Annotated in this window: 14 protein-coding genes; 13 read left to right on the top strand and 1 reads right to left on the bottom strand. The window is 71.1% G+C overall.

The genetic code is table 11. The features are described 5' to 3' along the window. On the bottom strand, nt 1-3,951 hold the full coding sequence (locus tag ACS5PM_RS14700; protein ID WP_439388392.1) for a PAS domain S-box protein: 3,951 nt from the start codon (nt 3,949-3,951) through the stop codon (nt 1-3). Between the two features lie 124 nt (nt 3,952-4,075). On the opposite strand from ACS5PM_RS14700, the gene ACS5PM_RS14695 reads away from it, so the two are divergent. The 13 genes from ACS5PM_RS14695 (at nt 4,076) to ACS5PM_RS14635 (ending at nt 24,821) form a co-directional block, all read left to right on the top strand. Next, nucleotides 4,076-6,142 carry an ATP-dependent helicase gene (locus ACS5PM_RS14695; RefSeq protein WP_439388391.1) on the top strand — a complete coding sequence of 689 codons (2,067 nt, stop codon included), beginning with the start codon at nt 4,076-4,078 and terminating at the stop codon, nt 6,140-6,142. Nucleotides 6,143-6,245: 103 nt separating this feature from the next. After that, nucleotides 6,246-7,355 carry a GGDEF domain-containing protein gene (locus tag ACS5PM_RS14690; protein WP_439388390.1) on the top strand — a complete coding sequence of 370 codons (1,110 nt, stop codon included), beginning with the start codon at nt 6,246-6,248 and terminating at the stop codon, nt 7,353-7,355. Nucleotides 7,356-7,488: 133 nt separating this feature from the next. After that, entirely contained in the window at nt 7,489-8,490 is a 1,002-nt protein-coding gene (locus ACS5PM_RS14685; protein ID WP_439388389.1) for a LacI family DNA-binding transcriptional regulator, read from the top strand. Between the two features lie 60 nt (nt 8,491-8,550). Further along, complete coding sequence (locus ACS5PM_RS14680) at nt 8,551-11,466, top strand: TonB-dependent receptor domain-containing protein (RefSeq protein ID WP_439388388.1); 2,916 nt, start codon at nt 8,551-8,553, stop codon at nt 11,464-11,466. Between the two features lie 67 nt (nt 11,467-11,533). Further along, nucleotides 11,534-13,006, top strand: a complete 1,473-nt coding sequence (locus tag ACS5PM_RS14675) for a glucoamylase family protein (RefSeq protein ID WP_439388387.1) — start codon at nt 11,534-11,536, stop codon at nt 13,004-13,006. 28 nt (nt 13,007-13,034) lie between these two features. Further along, entirely contained in the window at nt 13,035-14,306 is a 1,272-nt protein-coding gene (locus tag ACS5PM_RS14670) for a sugar ABC transporter substrate-binding protein (protein WP_439388386.1), read from the top strand. Continuing rightward, nucleotides 14,306-14,893: a hypothetical protein gene (locus ACS5PM_RS14665; protein ID WP_439388385.1), complete on the top strand. Its 588-nt coding sequence runs from the start codon at nt 14,306-14,308 to the stop codon at nt 14,891-14,893. Before ACS5PM_RS14670 ends, ACS5PM_RS14665 begins: the two co-directional genes overlap by 1 nt. After that, entirely contained in the window at nt 14,890-15,768 is an 879-nt protein-coding gene (locus tag ACS5PM_RS14660; protein WP_439388384.1) for a carbohydrate ABC transporter permease, read from the top strand. Before ACS5PM_RS14665 ends, ACS5PM_RS14660 begins: the two co-directional genes overlap by 4 nt. Beyond that, on the top strand, nt 15,765-16,583 hold the full coding sequence (locus ACS5PM_RS14655) for a carbohydrate ABC transporter permease (protein ID WP_439388383.1): 819 nt from the start codon (nt 15,765-15,767) through the stop codon (nt 16,581-16,583). The genes ACS5PM_RS14660 and ACS5PM_RS14655 overlap by 4 nt, the downstream gene beginning before the upstream one ends. Continuing rightward, a complete protein-coding gene (locus ACS5PM_RS14650) occupies nt 16,580-19,627 on the top strand; it encodes a hypothetical protein (protein ID WP_439388382.1) in 3,048 nt (1,015 codons plus the stop codon). The genes ACS5PM_RS14655 and ACS5PM_RS14650 overlap by 4 nt, the downstream gene beginning before the upstream one ends. Nucleotides 19,628-19,631: 4 nt before the next feature. Continuing rightward, a complete protein-coding gene (locus ACS5PM_RS14645; RefSeq protein ID WP_439388381.1) occupies nt 19,632-20,633 on the top strand; it encodes an ABC transporter ATP-binding protein in 1,002 nt (333 codons plus the stop codon). Nucleotides 20,634-20,652: 19 nt separating this feature from the next. Then, nucleotides 20,653-21,411, top strand: a complete 759-nt coding sequence (locus tag ACS5PM_RS14640; protein WP_439388380.1) for a carboxylesterase family protein — start codon at nt 20,653-20,655, stop codon at nt 21,409-21,411. 14 nt (nt 21,412-21,425) lie between these two features. Next, nucleotides 21,426-24,821 (top strand): hypothetical protein, encoded by a 3,396-nt coding sequence (locus ACS5PM_RS14635; protein WP_439388379.1) that lies wholly within the window; start codon nt 21,426-21,428, stop codon nt 24,819-24,821. Nucleotides 24,822-24,917: the final 96 nt, after the last annotated feature.

Raw genomic sequence — 24,917 nt, 5'->3', positions numbered from 1 at the left:
CTACGCCGCGACCTTCAGGAAGCGCCGCAGGTCCGCATCCAGGCGGGCCAGGTTCAGCGGCTTCGTCCAGTACTCCACCGCCCCGGCCGACAAGGCGGCGTCCACGGCCTCGGGCATGGCGCTCGCGGAAAGCGCCACCACCGGCGCGTAAGCCAGCAAGCGCTCCGAGGCCAGGTGCTGCAGCAGCTCGGTGCCATGCATGTCGGGCAGCTGCATGTCCAGCAGCACCAGGTCGAAGCGCTCGTCGCGCATCCGGGCCAGGCCGGCGCCGCCGGTGTCGGCGCTGTGCAGACGCACGTCGGGCCAGCGCCGCAGGAACTGCTCGACCAGCAGCAGGTTCACGGGGTTGTCCTCGACGTAGAGGATGTCGCCGGCCAGGGCACTTTCGGCGGTGGCGGCCGGCGCCTGCGGGCCGGAAGCCGCCGACCGCTCGCCCGCGCCCGAGGGGGCCGTGATCGTGTCCATGCGCGCACGTGGCAGGCGCACCCGCATGCGCGTGCCTTCGCCGGGGTCGCTGTGGGCCTCGATGGCGCCTCCCATCTTGAGCACCAGCTGGCGGGTCAGGTGCAGGCCTATGCCGGTGCCTTCGATCACGCCGCCTTCGCGGCCCAGGCGGTTGAAGGGTTCGAAAAGGTGGGCCATCTGCTCGCCGTTCATGCCCACGCCGTTGTCCGCCACTTCGACGCACACGGTCTCGCCTTCGTCGGCCAGGTGCACCTGCACCTCCACCCAACCGCCGGGGCGGTTGTACTTGCAGCCGTTGGACAGCAGGTTGAGCACGACCTGGCGCAAGCGCGTGGCATCGGCCCGCACGGCGAGCGGCCCGGCCAGCAGCTCGGGCGCCGGCCCGCGCAAGTGGATCCTGTGGCGCGCCGCCAGCGTGGCCGCCACCGACAAGGCCGAATCGATCAGCGGCTTGAGCGGCACCGGCTTGAACTGCATCTCGAGCTGGCCCGCCTCGATGCGGGAGACGTCCAGCACGTCGTCGATCAGCGCCAGCAGGTGCCAGCCGGCCTCGCGCGTGAGCTCCAGGTGGCGACGCTGTCGCGCGCTCAGCGGCTCCCGCGGGTCGTCGCTCAGCAACTGGGCGAAGCCGAGCATGGCGTTCAGCGGCGTGCGCAGCTCGTGGCTCATGCGCGAGAGGAACTCGGTCTTCGCATGGCTCGCGGCCTCCGCCACGATGCGGGCCTCGCGCGCGGCCTCGGCGGCGAGGCGGTCGGTCAGGTCGCGGATGACCGCGGTCATCGTCAAGCGCGGCCCCTCGCCCTGGCGCGAGACGGCCGCCTCGAAGGCAAAGCGCTCGCCGTTCGCACGCACCCCGTACAGCGTCCGTTCGTGGCCGATCGCGACGCGCTCGCGGCCGCTGGCGATGAAGGCGCGCAGGCCTTCGCGATGGCGTTCGAGCAGTTCGGCGGGAACGAACTCGTCCAGGTGATGCCCCAGCGCCTGCTCGGCCGGCAGGCCGAACATCTCGGCCGCCGCGCGGTTGAACATCACCACCGTCTGCGAGGCGTCGATGGTGATGATGGCGTCCATCGCCGTCTCGACGATGCCGGCGAGCTGCTGCTCGCGCGACAGCAGCGCCTGCTCGGCGTGGCGGCGCTCGGTGATGTCGTGGCTGATGGTGAGCAGCGCCGGACGGCCGTCGTAGTCGATCAGCTCGCCGTTGAACAGCAGAACCCGCTCCACCCCGGCCGCGTCCCTCACGCGGACCTCGAAGTCGGTCAGGCGCGCGTCGGAGCGCATGGCGGACATCAGGCGCCTATGGTCCTCGATGGTCATGCCGAGGCCCAGGTCGAACAGGCTCTTGCCGATGAGCTCCTCGCGCGGCCGGCCCACGCGCCGGGCGAACACCGGGTTCAGGTCGAGCAGGCGGCCATCGCCCAGGGTGCGCACCGCGATGCCCATCGGCGAGGCCTCGAAGATGCTCTTGAACCGGCGGTGGTCGACGGCGGCGCGCTGCTCCGCGGCGACGCGCGCCTGCTCGCGCTGCAGGTTGTCCAGCGCGAACGCGAGTTCGTCGGTCAGCTGGTGCAGCAGTTTCACCAGCGCGTCGTCGAACCAGTCCGCCTCGTCGACGTGCAGCAGCAGCACGCCTATGACCTCGCCCGCGCATCGCAGCGGGAAGACGGCCTGCGCCAGCACGCCGGCGGTGGTCGCCTGGTCCCGCCAGTCCGCCGCCAGCGGGTCGTTCAGCAGGTCGCTGCTGATGCCCCACAGGCCCTCGCCGAGCGCATGGCCGGTGAGCGTGTCGGCCAGCCCGGGATCGGCCAGGCTGCGGCTCATGGGCAGGCGCCCGAACAGACGCTCGGCCGGCCCGGCCCAGGCCACCGAGACCAGCGACTCGCTGCCTTCGCCGGCCTGCCTCAGCCAGGCGCTGGCCATGCGCGCCTGGCCCGCGTCGACGCAGGCGTCGCAGGCCTCTCGCAGCAGCTCGTCGCGGGGATAGCGGTGAATGATGGCCCGCTGGGTGCGCGACAGGGCCTGCAGGAAGCCGGACAGCCGCAGGACCTGCTGCTCGGCGCGGCGCTGGTCGGTGACGTCCTCGCCTATGCTGGCGCGCCCTATGACCACGCCCTGCTCGTCGCGCAGCATGGTGCTGCTCCAGCGCACCAGGCGGCGCTCGCCCTGGCGCGTGAGGATGGCGGCTTCGGCGTGTGCCGGCAGCTGCCCCTCGCGCAGGGCATGGCGCCAGCTGTCGCGGTCGCGACGCCGTTCCGGCGGTACGCAGCGCTCGCCGTAGTCCGCCCCGGCCAGCTCCTGCAGCGTCCAGCCGGTGCGTTTGAGGAAGAAGTCGTTGCAGTAGGTGATGCGCCCGTCGACGTCGGCCGCGACCGCGAACAGCTCCACCGTGTCCAGCATCTCGCGAAAGCGCCGCTCCGATTCGGACAGGCGGGCCTGCGCCTGGTCGCGGCTGTCGAGCATGCGGTTGAACTCGCCGGCGACGGCGCTGAATTCGCCGGGCAGCGCCTCGTCGGCACGAGCGGCGCGGGCGCCCTGGGCCACGGCGCGGGCGGTCGCCGCCAGGTGCTCGAGCGGGGCGACCAGCCGGCGAGACAACCGCCAGGCCAGCCAGCCGACCAGCGCCGTCAGCAGGGCGAGCGCCAGCGCGGCCCGCAGGGCGTTGCGTCGAGCGGGGGCCACCACCGCTTCCTCCGAAATGCCGGCCACGGCGGTGAGAGGCCAGTCGCTCACGGGCGTCAGCGCATAGAAGCGCCGGACACCGTCCAGGCCGGTCGCGAGGCGGATGTCGGCCGGCAGGTCGCGACCTGCCGAAGCGGGCTGCTCGGGCAGGCGCTGGCCTATCCATTTCGGCGGATCGGGATAGCGGCCGAGCACCGTCCCGGCGGCGTCCTGCAGCGTCAGCGTGCCGCCCTCGGCCAGCAGATGCCGGGCCCAGGAGTCCGACCAGGCCTGCAGGTCGAGCATCAGCACCAGCACGCCCCGGTCTTCACCCCCCGGCCCGGCCACGCCGCGCAGGATGGGCAACACCGGATGGCCGTTCACCACGCTGGGCCGCACGGGACCCAGCCTCACCTGGGGGCTGCCCCGGGCGGCCTGGAACGCCTGCGTGCGCGCCACGCTGGTGGGCACGCTGGCGCTCTCGACCGTGGTGCAGCGCACGCTTCCGTCGGCGTCGGCGTAGCCGGCGTTCGCCAGCAAGGGCTCTATGCGCACCAGGCCGGTCAACAGCGAACGGCAGGCCGATCGATCGTCCTGGAGGATCTCCGGGCGGGCGGCGAGGAAGTCCAGCAGCTGGCGGCCACGCTGGAGCATGCGGGCGGCCTCCTGGGCCAGCAACTGCGAGCGCTGCCGCATGCTTTCCAGGGCGGCCTGCTCCGCGGCGCGGCGGTCGTGCTCGATCTCATATGACAACGCCACGACCCAGGGCAGCGTCACGACGCCGACCAGCAGGAGCAACCGACCCAGAAAGGTTCGCGCAGGCTTCATTGATGTGCTGGTGCACCGGGCGAACCGCCGTGGGCCTCCCCCGCACCGCAGCGGCTGCAGGTTAGTGCTTCGTGGCGCCCGGCGCCACTGGCCATCCATCCAGTATGCTGCCGGGGTGTCTGCCGTGCTGTACCCCCCCGCCCCTGCCGCTTGCGGGCAAGATCCGCTGGCCGCGCTGAACGAAGAGCAGCGCGCGGCCGTCGAGCACGGTGACGACCCGCTGCTGGTCATCGCCGGTGCCGGCGCCGGCAAGACCACCACGCTGGCGACGCGCGTCGCGCACCTCGTCGCCGGCGGCGCGGATCCCAACCGCCTGCTGCTGCTGACCTTCTCCCGCCGCGCCGCGCAAGAGATGCAGCAACGGGTCGCCGCGCAGCTGCAGGCCGTGCTGGGCTTGCCGCCGGGCTCCAAGGGCCCGCTGTTGCCCTGGGCGGGCACCTTCCACGCCATGGGCGCCAGGCTGCTGCGCGAACAGGCTGCCCGCCTGGGGCTGGACGAGAACTTCAGCATCCTCGACCGCGGCGACGCGGAAGACCTGATGGGCCTGGTGCGTGATGCCCAGGGCCTGTCGTCGAAGGAGAAGCGATTTCCGCTCAAGGGCACCTGCCTCGCGATCTATTCGCGCGCCGTCAACAGCCAGGCCCCCGTGGCCGACCTGCTGCGCGAGAACTGGCCCTGGTGCGCCGACTCCGAGGCCGAGCTGCGCTCGCTCTTTCGAGCCTATGAAGATGCCAAGCGCCACCAGCAGTCGCTCGACTACGACGACCTGCTGCTGTGGTGGGCCGAGATGATGCGCGAGCCCGACATCGCCGCCTGGCTCGGCGAGCGCTTCAGCCACGTGCTGGTCGACGAGTACCAGGACACGAATCGCCTGCAGGCGGCCATCCTGCTGGCCCTCAAGCCGGGCGGCCGGGGCCTGACGGTGGTGGGTGACGATGCGCAATCCATCTACGCCTTCCGCGCGGCCGAGGTGCGCAACATCCTCGACTTCCCTTCGGCCTTCACGCCGCCCGCGCGCATCGTCACCCTGAGCCGCAACTACCGCTCGACCCAGCCATTGCTGGATGCGGCCAACGCCGTCATCGCCCTGGCGCCCGAGCGCTTCGCCAAGACCCTCTGGACCGACCGCGCCGGCGCCGAGCGGCCGCAACTCGTGGCGGTGGACGACGAGCTCTCGCAGGCGCGCTGGGTGTGCGGGCAGATCCTTGCGCGGCGCGAGGGCGGGCTGAGGCTGAAGTCGCAGGCGGTGCTGTTCCGCAGCTCTTCGCACAGCGCGGCGCTGGAGCTGGAGCTGGCGCGCCGCCGCATCCCCTTCGTCAAGTATGGCGGCCTGAAATTCCTGGAGGCGGCCCACATCAAGGACGTGCTGTCGCTGCTGCGCTGGGCGAGCAACCCGCGCCACCGGCTGGCGGGTTTCCGCGTGGCGCAGCTCGTGCCCGGCATCGGCCCGGCCAGCGCGCGGCGCCTGCTCGATGCGATGGACGCCAGCGGCGATCCGCACTCCATCCTGCAGGCGTTCGAGCCGCCCACCGCGGCCCGCGGCGACTGGGCGCCCCTGGCCGCCCTGCTCGCCCGCCTGGCCGAGTCGAGCGACTGGCCCGGCGAGCTCGCCGCCGTCGTCGAGTGGTACCTGCCGCACCTGGAGCGGCTGCACGACCACCCGGCCCCGCGCCACGCCGATCTCGAGCAGCTGGCCCGCCTCGCCGCCGGCCACGCGAGCCGCGAGCGCTTCCTCACCGAGCTCACCCTCGATCCGCCGCAAGCCACCAGCGACGAGGCCGGCGACCCGCTGATGGACGAGGACTACCTGATCCTGTCGACCATCCACGCGGCCAAGGGACAGGAGTGGTCTTCGGTGACGGTGCTCAACGTGATCGACGGCTGCCTCCCGGGCGACCTCGCCACCGCGACGCCGGTACAGCTCGAGGAGGAGCGGAGGCTGCTCTACGTGGCGATGACCCGGGCGCGTCACCACCTGGCCTTGATGGTCCCGCAGCGCTTTTACGTGACCCAGCAGCGCCGCTTCGGGGACCGCCACCTGTACGGCGGGCTGACGCGCTTCATCCCGCCCGAGGTGGCAGCGCGCTTCGACAGCGTCGGCCCCGCCACGCCGAGCTGGGCCAGCGGCCCGCTCACCCCGCCGCCCGGGCCGGTGCTGGACCTGGCGCGGCGGCTGCGCGATCGCTGGTGATCCCCCGGGCGCCGGCTGGGCCTGCAGGGACTGTCACACCTTCCCCACTCAAGGCGAAGCACGCCGTGACGAAGAGCCGATTGGCCCTGTCGCCTTCCTCGCCTTGGTTCCGCCACTGCCCCCTCCTGCCCCCAGCGTCGACCTGAGCGCCGAGCAGGCCTTCGACCGCCTGATGGTGCGCGTCATGGTGCCGCTGTTCGCGGTGGGCACGCTGGTGATCGCGCTGCTGTGGTGGATGGAGGTGTCGGAAGGTCGCCTGAGCGTGGTCAACCGCTACGCCTATCCGGCGATGGGGGTCGTGTACGCCAGCTGCGTGGCCGTGCTGTGGCGCTGGCCCCGCTGCGTGGGTGCCGTGCGCTGGGTGGGGTTCCTCGCCGTGGCCGTCAGCCAGCTGGGCGAGCTGGCGATCGAGCTCCTGCAAGTCGGTCCGCTGATCGGCAACTACGACGCGATCACCCTGCTGACCTGGCTGCCGCTGATCCATGCGCTCGCCTTCATCCTGCTGGACTCCCGTGCGGCCGTGTGGTCGGCCTGCATCATCCTGCTGCTGGTGGCGGCCGGCTTCGCCTGGCGCCTCACGTCGCCCCTGGGCCAAGGCAAGGACGTGGCCCTGCTGCTCAACGTGCTGGCCTCGCACGCGGTCTTCATCGTCTGCCTGACCGGCTGGCTGCAGATGAAGAGGCTGTTGTCCCGGCAGCACGGCGTGGCGCAGCAGTTGCGCGTGCTGGCGGCGACCGATTCGCTCACCGGCCTGGCCAATCGCCGGCAGGCGGTGGTGGTACTCGGCGGCCTGGTTCGGCCGCCGCCGCGCGTGCCGCCGCCTGTGGCACTGCTGTGCGACATCGATCACTTCAAGCACGTCAACGACCGGCTCGGCCACGAGGCCGGCGACCAGGTGCTGGCGGAGGTGGCCGAAGCCCTGCTCCGGGCGACGCGCTCCAGCGATCTGGTCGCGCGCTGGGGTGGCGAGGAATTCCTGATCGTGCTGCCGGGCACCCCCCTGCCCGAAGCCATCGAACTGGCCGAGCGCCTGCGGCAACGGGTGGCCGCGGCCACCGCGCAAGGCGCCGCGCTGGCGCTCGGCGGGGCGACCCTGAGCGTCGGCATCGCCGCGCATCGGGCGGACGAAAGCGTCACGGACTGGCTGCGCCGCACCGATGCGGCGTTGTACCGCGCGAAGAACGCCGGGCGCGATCGCTGCGAGGCCGCCTAAGAGCGACTCGGCCCGCGCGGGTTTGTCCTAGAAGCCCGCACCGGTGGGACTCCTATGATGCGCTCCCGAATGGAAACGTTTCCATAGGCGCATCTCGCACGATCACCCTCGAACCGCTCAACGAAAGTCGCCGATGGCCACCACGATCAAGGACGTCGCACGTGAAGCCGGCGTGTCCGTGGCGACCGTTTCGCGCGTCATGAACGGCCATGCCGCGGTCACGCCCGAGACGCGTGAGCGCATCCAGCGCATCGCCACCGAGCTGCGCTTCACGCCGTCCAGCGCGGCGCGCAGCCTCATCACCCGACGCACCCACACCGTCGGCGCCCTCTTGCCGGATCTGCACGGCGAGTTCTTCTCCGAACTGATCCGCGGGATCGACCTCGCCGCCCGGGCCCGCGGGCTGCACCTGCTGGTCTCCAGCTCGCACGACAACGCCGCCGAGGCGGCCGCAGCCTTGCGCGCCATGCACGGCCGGGTCGACGGGCTCCTGGTGATGTCGCCCCACGTGGACGCAGGCTTTCTCGGCGGCAACCTGCCGCCCGGCCTGCCGGCGGTGCTGATGAACACCGGTGTCGACGATCCCGCGCACGCGGCGCTGAGGGTCGACAACTTCGGCGGGGCGCAGGCCATGATGCGGCACCTGGTGTCGGCCGGCCATCGCCGCATAGCCTTCATCGCCGGGCCCGAGCACAACCACGACGCGCAGGAGCGCCTGCGGGGCTACCGCAGCGGTCTGGCCGAGCTGCTGCCCGACGCCGCCGAGCTGGTGCTGCCGGGCGACTTCACCGACGCCAGCGGCGAGCGTGCGGGGCAGGAAATCCTCGCCCTGGCCCCTCGGCCGGATGCCGTGTTCGCGGCCAACGACATGATGGCGCTGGGTTGCCTGGCCTCGCTCACCCGCGGCGGGCTGGAAGTGCCGCGCGACATCGCCCTGGCCGGCTTCGACGACATCCCCATCTGCCGCTACGTGCGGCCGGCGCTGACCACCGTTCGCGTGCCCATCGTCGAGCTGGGCGCCCTGGCGCTGGCCGAGCTGGCCAGCGCCATCGAAGCGCCGCCCGGCGGGCCACCGCCCGCGGCGCGCACGCTGCGCGCCGAACTGGTCGTCCGCCAGTCCAGCCAGGCGAGCTGAGCGCCCCCGTTTTTCGAGTTCTCGCTTTTCGACCGACCGACAACGACGGAGACAAGCCCCATGAGATCCACGAGAAAAGGTTTTCATCGACAGACCCTCGCCGCCGCGACCGCCTTGCTGCTGGCCGGCGGCGCGGTCCAGGCGCAGGTCTCCACCTCGACGCTGCGAGGCCAGGTGACGCAAGGCACTGCCGCGGCCCAGGCGGGCACCGCGGTGGTCGCGGTGAACAAGGACAACGGCGCCACCTACCGCGGCACCACCGCGGCCGACGGCAGCTATGTGCTCGTCGGCCTGGCCCCGGGGCGCTACGAAATCCGCGTCGGCGATCAGGCCAGCGAGACGGTGACCCTGCAGGTGGGGGAAACAGCCACGCTGGACCTGTCGCTCGACGCGGCGCAGCGCGTCACCATCGTCGGAGCCCTGAACCGCAAGGATGTCAAGGACTCGCAGCTCGGCACCAATGTCAGCCGGCGGCAGATCGACAGCCTGCCGCAGAACACGCGCAACTTCCTCAGCTCGGTCGACCTGGCACCGGGCGTGGCCTTCGTGCAGCAGACCAACGGCCAGGTCAACCTGCAAAGCGGCGCCCAGGACCGCAACAACATCAACGTCTTCATCGACGGCGTGGGCCAGAAGAACAACATCCTGCGCAACGGCGGCTCGGGCATGGACTCGACTCGCGGCAACCCCTTCCCTCAATCGGCCATCGCCGAGTACAAGGTCATCACCCAGAACTACAAGGCCGAGTTCGAGCAGCTCAGCGGCGCCGCCATCACCGCGGTCACGCGCTCGGGCACCAATGAACTGCACGGCGAGCTTTACGTCGACCGCACCGGCACCAACTGGACCGCCAAGGACCCGTTCCAGGAAGAACGCGAGCGACAAGGTGTCAAGCGGCCGGAATCGACGCAAACGCAGTTCGGTGGCGCGATCGGCGGGCCCATCGTCGCCGACCGCCTGCACTACTTCTTGGCCTACGACGGCAAGAACATCGACGATTCGCGCCAGGTGATCGTGCAGCACGCCGACCAGATGCCGAACGCCGGCATCGTGCCCGGCCTGGTGGCGCAGCAGGGAAGCGCCGTCGATCCCTTCCGCGAGAACCTGTTCTTCGGCAAGCTCGACGCATCGCTCAGCGACGACCAGCGGCTGAGCTTCACGGCCAAGGTCCGCGACGAGTCCGACAAGACGCCCGAGGACAGGAACCTCAGCCTGCCCAGCAACGAGAAGGAGCGGACCAACAACGAGACCCGCATCGACCTGAAGCACGAGTGGATGACGGGCCCGTGGCTCAGCGAGGCGCGCATCGGCTACGAGGACTACAAGTGGAACCCGCATGCGGCCCTGGGCGAGCCGCTGGTCAAGTACAAGTACTCGCCGACCAGCCTGCTGAACAACTCGCAGGATGCGATCTGGGTCGGCGGCTCGCCCGACAACCAGAACCGCCAGCAGACAGGCCACTACGTCTCCGAGGACCTCACCTGGACGGGGGCCAAGGGCCACGTCGTCAAGGGCGGCATCAAGCTGAAGGCGATGCAGTACAAGCTGTCCGGCACCGCGAACGGTGTCGACGTCGTCGAGACGGTGATCGACCAGGTCACGGGCAACCCCTACTACGACGGCAGCAACTGCCTGGGCACGAATCCGACCGACACCGGCGTCGTCCAGTCGACCGACCAGTGCCGGCTGGTGCGGGCCATCGCCCCGGCCGAGGCCAACTTCCGCAACAACCAGGTCGGCCTGTACTTCCAGGACGACTGGGACGTGAGCAAGCAGCTGCAAGTCAATGTCGGCCTGCGTTGGGACTACGAGACCAACATGCTGAACAACGACTACGTGACGCCGGCCGACCGCGTGGCCGCGCTGTTCGCCGAGGACGGCCGCACCATCGGCAGCATCACGGCGCCACCGGGCCAGACCTACGCCGAATCGCTGGCCAAGGGCGGCATCAACATCGCCGACTACATCGCCGACGGCCAGTCCCGAAAGTCCTTCAAGCGGGCGATCGCACCACGCGTGGGTGCGTCGCTGGATGTGTTCGGCGACCGGTCCACCGTGCTGTTCACCGGCTTCGGCCGCTCGTACGACCGCACCATGGCCAACCACGCCTTGGACGAACTGCAGAAGAACAAGCAGGCCAACGGCGAGATCTGGCTGATCCGCAACGACTTCAAGATGCCGTACTCGGATCAGTTCACTGTCGGGGTGCGCCAGGCCATCGGCATGTGGAACACCGAGGCCGCGCTCAGCCTGGTGAATGCGAAGAACCAGTTCATCTGGTTCGGCGGCAACCGCGATCCGAACGGCGGCTGGGGCACGCAGAGCGCCATCGACCCGCTGTGGGGCGGCCCGAACGGCTACGGCACGCTGGTCCTCGGTGACTTTGTCGGACAAAACCAGACGACCTCGATCCTGCTGAAGGCCGACAAGCCGTACTCGGCAGAGTCCGGCTGGGGCCTGACGGTGGCCTACACCTATGCAGACGCGAAGACCACCGCCAGGGGCTGGGACGACGACATCTTCGACTGGACCTACGGGCGCTCCACCCATGGCTGGAACCCTTCGCGCCTGGTCGACAAGCACCGCGTCGTGGCCGCGCTGGTCACCGACGGCCTGTTGCCCTGGGGCCTGCTGGTCTCTGCGAAGTACACCTGGGCCAGCGGCAGGCCGCGCCAGCTGACCGACTGCTCGGACGGCTTCAGCCAGTGCGTCTATGTCGAAGGTCAGAGCCGGCGGTTCAACCAGTTCGACCTGGGCGTCGGCCGCGACTTCGGCGTCGGCTTCGGCAAGATCAACCTGCGTGCCGACGTGCTGAACCTGTTCAACACGGCCAACTACGGCGGCTTCGACGATTGGGTCGGCGGCCCGGGCAACCCGCAGAACCCGCTGGGCGGCGACAACCCGAACCTCGGCAAGCCCAACTCGATGCGCGGCCCCATGCGCACCATCCGCCTGGTCATGGGCTACAAGTTCTGACCCTGGTGCGCGCCCGGCCTGCCACGGCCCACGAAGCCGCGGCAGGCGGCCGCGTGCCTGCTGATCGATGACCTCGGACCGCCTTCCATTCACCCGTCGTCGGCTGCTGGGCGCCGCCGCCACGGCCGCCGCCCTCGCGGCCTGCGGCGCACCCGCTGCTTCGAGGCCGATGGCGTATGGCGAAGGCCAGGTGCCGGCGCCTCTTTCCGACGACGCGCTGCTCGACGAGCTCGAGGCGCGCACCTTCCGCTTCTTCTGGGACACCGCCCACCCGGTCACCGGCCTGGTGCCTGACCGCTGGCCGGGGGTGACCAGCATGGCCAGCGTGGCCGCGGTCGGCTTCGGCCTGACGGCCTGCCTCGTCGGCGCCGAGCGCGGCCTCGTCACGCGTGCCCAGGCGGCCGAGCGCGTGCGCAGGACGCTCGCCTTCCTCGCCAACGCGCCGCAGGGCGAGGCCGAGATCGGCATGGCCGGCCACCGAGGTTTCTTCTATCACTTCCTCGACATGGCCACCGGCGCACGCTTCACGCCGAAGGTGGAGCTGTCGACCATAGACACCGCGTTGCTGATGGCCGGCGTGCTGGCCGCGCAGTCGTACTTCCAGGCCGACGACCCCGAGGAGGCCCGCATCCGCGCGCTGGCCGAGACGCTCTACACCCGCGTCGACTGGGCCTGGGCGCAGCAGCGGGGCGGCCTCATCTCCATGGGCTGGGAACCCGGCCGCGGCTTCGAGCGCTTCATCGATTACCACGGCTACGACGAGGCGATGCTGCTGTACCTGCTCGCACTCGCCTCACCCACGCATCCGGCGCGCAACGACAGCTGGGCCGCGTTCTGCGGCGGCTACCCGCGCACCTGGGGCAGCTTCATGGGCCAGGCACACCTGGGCGGCGCGCCGCTGTTCTGGCACCAGTACTCGCACGTGTGGGTGGACTTCCGCGGCATCCAGGACGAGTTCATGCGCGCCCGGGGCCTGGACTACTTCGAGAACAGCCGCCGCGCGACGCTTTCGCAACGCGCCTATGCCATCGCCAATCCCGGCGGCTGGAACGACTACGGCGCCGACGTCTGGGGCCTGACCGCCTGCGACGGCCCGGGCGACGTGCGCGCCGCCGACCACCGCGGCCAGCCGCGCCGGTTCCACGGCTACATGGCTCGCGGCGCGGGCCTCGTCGACACGCGCGACGACGGCACGCTGGCGCCCACGGCCGCGGCTTCGTCGCTGCCCTTCGCCCCCGCGGAGGTGCTGTCCGCCTTGCACACGATGCGGCAGCGCTTCGGCGCCCACATCTACGGCCGCTATGGCTTTCTCGATTCGTTCAACACCAGCTGGCGTGACGAGTCCGTGCGCCCGACCGACGGCCGTCTCGTGCCAGGGTTCGGCTGGGTCGATACCGACTACCTCGGCATCGACCAGGGCCCCATCGTGGCGATGATCGCCAACCACCGGCGCGACCTGGTCTGGCGCACCATGCGTGCCAATCCCCACCTCCGGCGCGGCCTGGTCCGTGCCGGCTTCAAAGGTGGCTGGCTGACCTAACCTCCACTTTCCATTGACCACTTCGCACATGCCACGACGCCGCTTGCTGCAGCTCGCCGCCGCGCTGCCGCTGGCCGCGTGCGGGCGCGACGGCGTGGAGGATGGCAGGACGAGGTTGCGCTTCTGGGCCATGGGCCGCGAGGGCGAGGTGGCGCACGAGCTGCTCGCCGGCTTTCGAGAAGAGCAACCGAACATCCAGGTGCGCATCGAGCAGTTGCCGTGGACGGCCGCGCACGAGAAGCTGCTGACCGCCTTCGCCGGCGACGCCACGCCCGACGTGGCCCAGATCGGCAACACCTGGCTGCCCGAGATGGCCGCGCTCGGCGCGATCGAACCGCTGGATGCGCGCCTGGCCGGCGCGCCCGCCATCGACAAGGCCGACTACTTCGACGGCATCTGGCGCACCAATGTCATCGACGGCCAGCTCCAGGGCCTGCCCTGGTATGTCGACACGCGGCTGCTGTACGTCCGCAGCGACCTGCTCGCACGCGCGGGGTTCGACCGCATGCCGCAGGACTGGGCGGGGTGGATGCAGGCGATGGCGGGGCTGCAGAAGATCGGCGTCGCCCATCCGCAGCTGCTGCCGCTGAACGAGTACGAGCCGCTGCTCGCGCTCGCCTTGCAACCGGGCGGCGACCTGCTGGCCGACGGCGGCCGGCGCGGCCACTTCGCGAGCCCCGGCTTCCAGCGGGCGCTGGGCTTCTACCTGGACATGTTCCGCCGCGGCTACGCACCGCCGATGACCAACACCCAGGTCTTCAACCTCTGGCAGGAATTCGGCCGGGGCACCTTCGCGCTCTACGTCTCCGGCCCGTGGAACCTGGGCGAATTCCGCCGCCGCCTCGCGCCGGAGCTGCAGGACCGCTGGACCACCGCGCCGCTGCCAGGTCCCCAGGGTCCCGGCGCCTCGATCGCCGGTGGCTCCAGCCTCGTGCTGTTTCGCCGCTCGCGAGCCAAGCGCGCCGGCTGGGCCTTGATCGAATACCTCTGCCGGCCCGCGGTTCAACAACACTTCTACCGACTCACCGGCAACCTCCCGCCTCGCCGCGCCAGCTGGATCGGCGAACCGTTGTCGAGCGACCCGAAGATCCGCGCCTTCGCCGACCAACTGGAACGCGTCCGCCCCACCCCGGCGGTGCCGGAGTGGGAACGCATCGCGCAGGAAATGCAGCTTTTCGCGGCGCGGGCCGTGAACGACGGCACCCGACCCGCCGCAGTGGCCGCCGCCCTGGATGCACGGGTGGACCAGTTCCTGGCGAAGCGGCGATGGATGCTGGATCGGAAAGTGGGGGTGGCTTGATGCTTCTGCAGCTCCACCGATTCGCCTTGTCCGGTCCGGGCTTGACTGCCCTGCCCTTCGACAGACTCAGGGCGAACGGGGTGGGGGATTCGTTCGGCCTGGGCACCACCCATCCGTTCGGCCTGAGCCCCACCTGCCCGTTCGGCCTGAGCCTGTCGAAGGCCCATGGATGGAGTGCTGGCCTGCCCTTCGACAAGCTCAGGGCGAACGGGATGGGGGATTCGTTCGGCCTGGGCACCACCCATCCGTTCGGCCTGAGCACCACCCATCCGTTCGGCCTGAGCCTGTCGAAGGCCCATGGATGGAGTGCTGGCCTGCCCTTCGACAGGCTCAGGGCGAACGGGGTGGGGGATTCGTTCGGCCTGGGCACCACCCATCCGTTCGGCCTGAGCCCCACCTGTCCGTTCGGCCTGAGCCTGTCGAAGGCCCATGGATGGAGTGCTGGCCTGCCCTTCGACAAGCTCAGGGCGAACGGGATGGGGGATTCGTTCGGCCTGGGCACCACCCATCCGTTCGGCCTGGGCACCTCCTGTCCGTTCGGACTGAGCCTGTCGAAGGCTCGCACCCACCCCGAGGTCCGCTCATGAAGCCCTCACGGGCCGCCTGGGCCTTCGCGTTGCCCGCGCTGGCCGTCATCGGCCTGTTCTTCGTGCTGCCCGTCGCCGCGGGGCTGGTGCTCAGCCTGACGGACTTCGACCTGTACGCCCTGGCCGACCTGCACAACCTGCGCTTCGTGGGGCTCGACAACTACGCCCAGGTGCTCACCCGGCCGCTGTTCTGGCAGGCGCTCGGCAACACCGCCTACTTCGTCGTGCTCGGCGTGCCCTTGTCCATCGCGCTGTCGCTCGGTTGTGCGGTGCTGCTGCAATCGAAGCTCGCTCGTTTCAAGCCGCTGTTCCGCACCGCCCTGTTCGCGCCGGTGGTCACCACGCTCGTCGCCGTCGCGGTCGTGTGGCGCTATCTCTTTCACGTCCGGTACGGCTGGGTCAACCAGATCCTCGGCTCGATCGGCGTGGGGCCCATCGACTGGCTCGGCGACCCGCACTGGTCCATGCCGGCCATCATCGTCTTCGCGGCCTGGAAGAACTTCGGCGGCAACATGATCATCTTCATCGCCGCGCTGCAGGCCATCCCGGAAGACCTGTACGAAGCCGCTCGACTCGACGGTGCCGGCGCGTGGGCGCAGTTCCGCCACATCACCGTGCCGATGCTCGGGCCCACGCTGCTGATGGTGAGCATCCTCACCATCGCGGGCTACTTCCAGCTCTTCGCCGAACCCTACGTGATGACGCAAGGAGGCCCGCTGCAGAGCACCGTCAGCGTGCTGTACCTGATGTACGAGGAAGGATTTCGCTGGTGGAACCTGGGCCAGGCTTCGGCGGTGGCCTTCGTGCTCTTCGCCATCATCGTCGTCGTGACGCGCGGGCTGCTCGCCTTCGCGCGGCGCAGGGGCGTCGCATGAGGGCATTCAAGGCCATCGCGCTCAACGGCCTGCTCGCGCTGGCGGCCCTGCTCACCATCGCCCCCCTGCTTTGGATGCTGTCGGTGTCCTTCATGCACGGCGGCGAAGCCAGCAGCTTCCCTCCGCCGCTGCTGCCGTCGGAGCCTACGCTAGATCACTACCGCGCCCTGATCACGCAAGGCGGCATCGGCCAGCAGTTCCTCAACAGCCTGGGCCTGGCCATTGGGGCCACGCTGCTCTCGGTCACCTTCAACACGCTGGCCGGCTACGCCTTCGCCAAGCTGCATTTCGCCGGCCGCGAAAGGATCTTCAGCGCGCTCATCGCGGCCCTCGTCATCCCGGGCCAGGTGGCGATGCTGCCGCTGTTCCTGATGCTCAAGGGCATGGGGCTGGTGAACACCTACGCCGGCGTGCTGGTGCCCTCGCTGGCCGGCATCTTCGGCATCTTCCTCGTGCGGCAATACGCCCGCGGCATCCCCGACGAGCTGATCGAGGCCGCGCGAATGGACGGCGCGGGCGAGTTCCGAATCTTCTTCTCGGTCGTGCTGCCGCTGCTGGCGCCGGTGCTGGCCACGCTGGCGGTGTTCGCCTTCCTCGGCAGCTGGAACGATTTCATGTGGCCCCTGATCGTGCTGACCGAAGGCGAGCTGCAGACCCTGCCGGTGGCCATCGCCTCGCTCAGCCGCGAGCACGTGCAGGACAGCGAGCTGATGATGGCCGGTGCCGTGATCACCGTGTTGCCGGTGCTGGCGCTCTTCCTCGTCCTGCAGCGCTACTACCTGCAGGGCCTGACGATGGGAGGCGTGAAGCAATGAGGGGATGGCTCGCGGCATTCGCCACGGCCGCGGCGACAGCGGCACAGGCTGCGCCGGGCGACGTGACCCCGCTCGACGACTTCGGCGCCGACGCGGCCCATCGCTGGGCGGCCACCGCGTCGGACCAGGTCGAGGCCCGCTGGCTGCCGGATGCGCAGGGCAAGGGCATGTGCCTGGCCTACGACTTCCATGGCGTGGCCGGCTACGCGGTCGCCCGGCGCGCGCTGCCTGCACTGACCCTGCCTGCCGACTACGAATTCAGGCTGCGCCTGCATGGCTCGGGCCCGCCCAACCACTTCCAGTTCAAGCTCATCGACGCCAGCGCAGAGAACGTCTGGTGGGTGCAGCAGCGCGACGTGCGCTTGGGCCCGGCCTCGCGCGAGCTGCGCCTGAAGCGCCGGCAGATCCAGTTCGCCTGGGGGCCGGCGACCGACAAGACACTGCGCTCGCCGCACGCGCTGGAGCTCGCGGTGGCCACAGGCAGCGGCGGCGGCCAGGGCCGGCTGTGCTTCGAAAGGCTGGAGCTCGTCGAGCGCTCGCCGGCTCCATCGACATGGCCCGCACCGCAGGTGAGCGCCGGTGCCGATGGCGTCGACATCGAGCTCGGCGGCCTGCGCGAGTTCAGCGGCCTGCAGCTGCGATGGCCGCAGGGCGTGAAGCGACCCGCGGACTACGCCGTCGAAGGCCAAAGCGAGAGCGGCCCATGGCATCCGCTGGCGGTCCTGCGCCGCGCGGCCGGCCCGCTGGACGCCCTGTACCTGCCGGACGCCGAGGCGCGCCGCCTGCGCCTGAAGCCACTCGATTCGGCAGCGTCGCCCGGCCCCTGGGCCACGCCCGGCGTGGAGCTGGCCGGCCCTTCGCAGTGGACCTCGGTGGATGACGCCACCCGCGCCCGCGCCGCCGCCTATCCGCCCGGCACTTACCCGCGGACCTACCGCGGCGAGCAGAACTACTGGACGGTGTTCGGCGTCGACGGCGGCGGCCGGCATACCGGCCTGCTGTCGGAGGACGGCGCCGTCGAGCCCCTGCCCGGCAGTCCCAGCATCGAGCCTTTCGTGCTGCTGCCCGGCTCCGCAGGCCGCGCCGGCCGGCTCGTCTCCTGGGCCGACGTGAAGATCGAGCACAGCCTGCCAGAGGGCTACCTGCCGTTGCCTCGGGCGCGATGGATCCACCCCGAGTTCACGCTGGACATCGAGGCCACCGCCACCGGCCGGCCCGGCGTGGCCACCGGCATGGCCCGCTACACCTTGCGCCCTCGCGGCCGCCGGGCGCTGCAGGCACGGCTGCTGCTGGTGACCCGGCCGTGGCAGGTCAACCCGCCGCAGCAGTTCCTCAACCGGCCGGGCGGGGCCAGCCCGCTGTACACGGCCGGCTGGTCGGAGGGCGAGCTGTCGATCAACGGTGCACAGCTCGCCCTGCGTCCCTTCCCGGCGCCGCGACGAGTGCACCTCGGCGGCGGCGCCGCGCTGCCCGTCGCACTGGCCCTGGCTCACGGCGACAAGCTGCAGGCGCTGGATGAAGACGACGAGCTGGCCGGCAGCGGCAACGCCGAAGTGGCTCTCGACTTCGCGCTCGCCGCCCGCGCCGGCGGCGAGGCCCACGTGGCGGTGACCTGGCCCATGGCCGGCGAGCCTGAGCCCCTGCGCAGCAAGGCCCAGGTCGACCAGGCCTTCCGCGATGCCGCCGCCGCGTGGCGCGAGCGCCTGAACCGCGTCGCCTTCACGCTGCCGGCCCCGGCCCGCCGCGTGCACGACACCTTGCGCAGTGCGGTCGCCCAGATCCTGCTCTCGCGCGACGGGCCGGCGCTGCAGCCCGGCACGCGCTCGTACGCCCGCAGCTGGGTGCGCGACGGCGCCATGATGGTCGCCGGCCTGCTGCGCCTGGGCGAGCAGCAGGCCGCGCGCGAGTTCGTCGACTGGTACGCCACCAAGCTCTTCCCCGACGGCAAGGTGCCTTGCTGCGTCGACGTGCGCGGCGCCGACCCGGTGCCCGAGAACGACAGCCATGGCGAGTTCATCTTCGCGGTGGCCGAACTCTGGCGCTTCACCCACGACCGCGAGGCTCTGCAGCGCCACTGGCCGGCTGTCGAACGCGCCGCGCGCTACATGGACGGCCTGCGCCAGAGCGAGCGCACCGCCGCCAACCGCCAGCCCGGTCGCGAGGCGCTGTTCGGCCTGATGCCGGCCTCGATCAGCCACGAGGGCTACTCCGACAAGCCCATGCATTCGTACTGGGACGACTTCTGGGCGCTGCGCGGCTACAAGGATGCGGTGGTGCTCGCGCAGGCTGCGGGCAACGAAACGGCCGCACGCGAGTTCACCGCCTGGCGCGACGAGTTCGCCAGCGAGCTCACGGCATCCATCCGTGCGGCCGCGGCGCAGCACCGCATCGGCTTCATCCCCGGCGCTGCAGAACTCGGCGACTTCGACCCCACCTCCACCACCGTCGCGCTCAACCCGGCGCAGGTCCAGGGCCTGTTGCCCGACGGGATGCTCGATGCGACCTTCGAGCGCTACTGGCGCGAGTCGGAGCAACGCAGGCGCGGCGAAAAGGCCTGGCGCGACTACACGCCTTACGAGCTGCGCAGCGTCGGCGCGCTGGTGCGCATGAAGCAGCACGAGCGCGCGCTCGTCATGCTCGACTTCTTCTTCGCCGACCAGCGCCCCGCCGGCTGGAACCAGTGGGCCGAGGTCGTCATGCGCGACCCGCGCGAGCCGCACTTCCTGGGCGACATGCCGCACGCCTGGGTGGCCTCGGATGCCATCCGCTCGCTGCTGGACCTTTTCGTCCACGATGCCGACGATGGCGACACGCTGGTGCTCGGGGCCGGCCTTCCAGAAGCCTGGCTGAAGGAGGGCGTCGCGGTGCGCGGGCTGGCGACGCGGCAGGGCTCGCTGAGCTACCGCCTGAAGCGTACGGCCCGCGGCTTGAAACTCGACATCGACGCGGGCCTGACGCCACCGCCTGGCGGCCTGCGCATCACGTGGGCCAGGCGCCAGCACCGCATCGATCGCCTGCCCTTTTCGGCCGTGCTGGAGGACTGACCCGATGAGTGCACTGACCCTGCGCGGCGTCCGAAAAGAGTTCCACGGAACCGCCATCCTGCACGGCATCGACCTCGACGTGGCCGACGGCGAGTTCGTGGTCCTGGTCGGCCCCTCGGGCTGCGGCAAGTCCACCCTGCTGCGCTGCGTGGCCGGCCTGGAGCAGATCGACGCCGGCCAGCTGCTGATCGACGGCCGCGTGGTCAACGACGTGCCTCCCGCCCAGCGCGGCCTGGCGATGGTGTTCCAGAGCTACGCGCTGTATCCGCACATGACGGTGGAGCAGAACCTGTCCTTCGGCCTGCGCATGGCCGGCATGCGCCAGGCCCACATCGACTCGGCCGTGCAGCGCGCCGCCGAGACGTTGCAGATCACGCACCTGCTCCAGCGCAAGCCTGCCGCGCTGTCGGGTGGCCAGCGGCAGCGCGTGGCGATCGGCCGCGCCATCGTGCGCCAGCCGGGCGCCTTCCTCTTCGACGAGCCGCTGTCCAACCTCGACGCGGCCCTGCGCGGCCAGATGCGGATCGAGCTCGCCAGGCTGCATGCGCAGCTGAAGAGCACCACGCTGTACGTGACGCACGACCAGGCCGAGGCCATGACACTGGCCGACCGGGTCGTCGTGCTCAACAGCGGTCGCATAGAGCAGATCGGCGCGCCGATGTCGCTGTACCGAGAGCCGGCCAACCTCTTCGTTGCCGGCTTCCTCGGCTCGCCGCGCATCAACCTGCTGCCGGGCGCGCAGCTGGGCGAGCCGCAGGTGGCGACTGTGGGTGTGCGGCCCGAGCACCTGGTGCCGGTGCCGCCGGGCGAAGGCCTGGCCGCGACGGTGATCGCGCTGGAGCCGCTGGGCGACGTGAGCTACCTGCACGTGCGCACCGCCGACGGCACGACGCTGGTCTCGCGGGTGTCGCCCGAGGTGGCTGCCGTTCCAGGCCAGGCGGTTCACCTCGGCGCCGCGCCCGCGCATCGCCTGCGCTTCGGGCTCGACGGGCGACGACTCGTCTGAACGACAGGACCACGACGCCATGAACGACGAACCCGACCTCCATCGCCGTCACCTGCTCGCACTGCCCATCGCGCTGGCAGCCGGCTCCGGCGCCTGCGCCGCCCCCGCGCCGCCGGCGAGCGGCCACCAGGCCGAGTGGGCCACGCCGGCCACCATCACGCTGTCGGCGACGCTTCGCCACTGGCTCTACCTGCCGCCCGGCCACGCCGAGCGGCCGGAGCAGCGCTGGCCGCTGATCGTCTTCCTGCACGGCTCGGGCGAGCGCGGGCGCGAGCTGGCCAAAGTCCGCGCCCATGGCCTGCCCAGGCTCATCGAGGCCGGGCAGAACCTTCCCGCCATCGTCGTCTCGCCGCAGTGCGAAGACGGCGAGGAGTGGGATCCGCACCTGCTGCACGCCATGCTGCAGCCGTTGATGGCGCAGTGGCGTGTCGACCCGCGCCGCGTCACGGCCACCGGCCTGAGCATGGGCGGCGGAGGCTGCTGGAGCTGGGCCATGAGCTACCCGCAGGACCTGGCCGGCATCGCGCCGGTGTGCGGCTACGGCTCGGACGTGCGGATAGAGCGCATGCGCTCGGTGCCGGTGCGGGCCTACCACGGCGCCGCCGACACCGTCGTGCCGCTGGCCGTGCACCAGCAGCTGGTCAGCGGACTGCGCGAGGCCGGTGGCCAGGCGGAGCTGACCATCTACCCCGGCGTCGGCCACGACGCGTGGAACCCGGCCTATGCCGACCCCGCCCTCGTGAGCTGGCTGCTTTCGCGCATTCGCCTTGCGTCCTGAATCGAGTCGCTGCCGTGTCTTCGCCCTCCGACATCCACCGCGTCGCCAGCCCGTCGGGCCTGACGGCAAGCTTCAACGCCAACGGCAGCCTGCGCGAGCTGCGGCATGGCGATGAGCTGTGCGTCCATCTCTTCCCCGGCAATGCGCTGGAAGCGGGCCAGACGCAGCTGGTGCTGCGCGCCTGGGACGGTGACGCGGCGCAAGGCGAGCCGCGGTTGCTGGCCCTGCTGGGCCCGGACAGCCCGGCGCGCTGGTGGACCGGCGACGAGGGCTACGTCGCCCGCGGCCAGTGGCAAGGCCTGGCCTTCGAACTCTGGCTGCGCCTGGCGGCCGACGCGCCGGTCTGGTTCTGGCACCTGAGCGTCGAGCACGTGGGCAGCACCGGGTCGCTCACCATCGACCTGATCCTGCAGCACGACATCGCGCTCGCCCCGCACGCCACGCTGCGCCTGAACGAGTACTACGTCAGCCAGTACATCGACTTCACGCCACTCGCCCACCCTGCACGCGGCACCCTGCTCGCCGTGCGCCAGAACCAGCCGGTGGCCGGTCGCCACCCTTGGGCGATGCTCGGCTCGCTACGGCGGGCGGTGTCGTATGCCACCGATGCCTTGCAGGTGCTGGGCCGCGCCGAAGGCCGCTTCGGCAAGACGCCGCCGGCCTGGCGGGAGGGCCTGCCCGGCTCACGCCTGCAGCAGGAGCAGTCCATGGCGGCGTTGCAGGACGCTGCGGTGACGCTGCGCCCCGGCGAGCGCGCCGCGCTCGGCTTCTTCGGCGGCCTGCGGCCGGACCACCCCACCGCCAGCGGGCCTGATGACCTGGCCTGCGCCGACACCTGGCTCGCCCTGCCGGAGGCCACGCCGCCAACGGCCCTGCCACCCTCGGCGGTGCAGGCGACGTGGCAGGTACCGCTGGCCAGCCTGTTCAGCCACGCGCCGCGGCTGGACGCCAAGCCGCTGTCGGGCGACGACCTCGACGGCCTCTTCGGCGCACAGCGCCGGCAGATGGAGCCAGGCCCCGATGGCGCGCCCTGGTCCTTCTTCATCGACAGCTCGGGCGAGCACGTGGTGCTGCCGGCCAAGGAGCGAGCCGTCCTGCGACCACACGGCCACCTCCTTCGCAGCGGCAGCCACCTCGTGCCCGACGAGTCGGCCCTGACCTCCACCTGCTGGATGGGCGGCGTCTTCCATTCGATGGTGACGCAGGGCCACGTGAGCCTGAACCGCCTGGCCTCCACCCTGCACGGCACGCTCGGGCAGTTCCGCTCGCAGGGCCTGCGGGCCTTCGTCGACCTGGGCCGCGGCTGGCAGTTGCTGGACCAACCTTCCGCCTTCGCGATGAGCGTGCGAGGGGCGCGCTGGTGGTATCGCCATGCCGAAGGCCTGGTCGAGGTGCAGGCCGAAGCCGATGCGGTTGCGCCCGAGCTGCGCTGGCGGCTGCGAGCCCTCGAGGGGCCTGCGCCGGCCTGCCTCGTCACGCTGCACCTGGCGCTCGACGGCGACGACGGCGAGGTGCCCGGGCGCATCGAGCCGCAGCGCCGTGCCGATGGCAGCCTGCGGCTGTCGCCCTCGCCCGGCTCGATGTTGCACTCGCGCTTCCCGCAGGGCGGGTTCGAGATCGCCCCGCTCGACGGCGCGACCCGCATCGCCAAGGCCGCTGGTGCCGAAGCCGTGTTCCAGGACGGCCAGGACCACGGCGTGCCGATGCTGTGTTTGCACCTGGCCCCCGCGCCCGATGTGGGCCTGCAGCTGCGCGGGGCGCTGGTCGAGCCGCTGCCTGTCGCCGCTCCCTCGCTCGAGGCCCTGCAGCCGCCGCTGCTGTCCGGCGCGGCGGGGCAGGCCGACGCCCTCTGCGCGGTGCTGCCCTGGTTCCAGCACAACGCCTTGGTGCACTACCTGGCGCCGCGCGGGCTGGAGCAGTATTCCGGCGGCGGCTGGGGCACGCGCGACGTCTGCCAGGGGCCCGTCGAGCTGCTGCTGGCGCAAGGCTGCCTGCCGCCGGTGCGCGACCTGCTGTGCCGTGTCTTCAGCGCGCAGGATCCGGGCGGCGACTGGCCGCAATGGTTCATGTTCTTCGAGCGCGAGCGTGACATCCGCGCCGGCGATTCGCACGGCGACATCGTCTTCTGGCCGCTGCTGGCGCTGGGCCAGTACCTGCTCGCCTCGGGCGATGCAGCGCTGCTGGACCAACCGCTGCCGTTCCACGCGCCTTCGGGGACCGCGCCCGAAACGGCGACCCTGTGGCAGCACGCCGAACGCGCCTTCGCGGTGATCGCCGGGCGCCGTATCGCCGGCACGTCACTCGCCGCCTATGGTCACGGCGACTGGAACGATTCGCTGCAACCGGCGGACCCGCTTCTGCGCGAGCACCTGTGCAGCGCCTGGACGGTGACGCTGCACGCGCAGGTGCTCGCCACGCTGGCCGATGCCTTCGACCTGCTGGGCCAGGCCGCGCGTGCAGCGCCGTTGCGCGACGAGGCCGCGAACGTGCGCACGGACTTTCACCGCTGGTTGATGCCCGACGGCGTCGCCACGGGCTATGCGCTGTTCGACGAGTCGGCGGCCGCAGCCGCGCCTGATCCGTTGCTGCATCCGCGCGATGCCCGCACCGGCGTGCGCTACAGCCTGCTGCCGATGATCCACGCCGTGCTGTCCAACCTCTTCACGCGCGACGAGGCGCAGCGGCACCTCGCGCTCATCGAGCAGCACCTCCTGGGTCCCGACGGCGCGCGCCTGTTCGACGCCCCCCTGCCCTACCGCGGCGGGCCGCAGCAGCTGTTCCAGCGGGCCGAGAGCGCGAGCTACTTCGGCCGCGAGATCGGCCTGATGTACACCCACGCCCACCTGCGCTACGCCGAGGCACTGGCCCATGCCGGCCGGGCCGAGGCCTTCTGGCACGCGCTGAACCTGGCCCATCCGGTGGGCCTGCAGGCGCGGGTGCCGAGCGCCGCGCCGCGCCAGTCGAATTGCTACTACTCCAGCTCCGATGCCGCCTTCGTGGATCGCCACGAAGCCGGCGCGCACTACGCCGAGGCGATCGCCGGCCGCGTACCGCTGGAGGGCGGCTGGCGCGTCTACTCTAGCGGTGCCGGCATCGCGCTCGGCCTGGTGCAGCGCTGCCTGCTGGGGCTGCGGCCGCGAGCCGATGCCTGCGTCTTCGATCCCGTCGTCGCGCCCTCGCTGGGCCCGATCTCGGCCCACACGACGCTGGCCGGCCGGCGGGTCGGCGTCGACATCGTTCCGGGCCCGCTCGGCCACGGGCCGGTGGCCATCGAACTCAACGGCGCGGCCATCGCCTTCGCCCGCGAAGCGAATCCCTACCGGACGGGCGGTGCACGCCTCGACTGGACCGCGCTGACGCCGCACTGGCGGGCCGACGGGAGCGACCGCCTTCGCATCGTTTGCGCGTAGTCAAGGCACGCGCTGCAGACCCCTTTGAGGCCAGGAGTCGGACTCCTAGAGTGACGACATGCCGCGGCGTCGCCCCGACGCCCACTGTCACCCCTG

The organism is Ideonella flava, from assembly GCF_051857595.1.
Classification (GTDB): Bacteria; Pseudomonadota; Gammaproteobacteria; order Burkholderiales; family Burkholderiaceae_C; genus Ideonella.
Note: the sequence above shows the minus strand (reverse complement) of the source record. Positions and strands in the feature narration are given on the sequence as shown.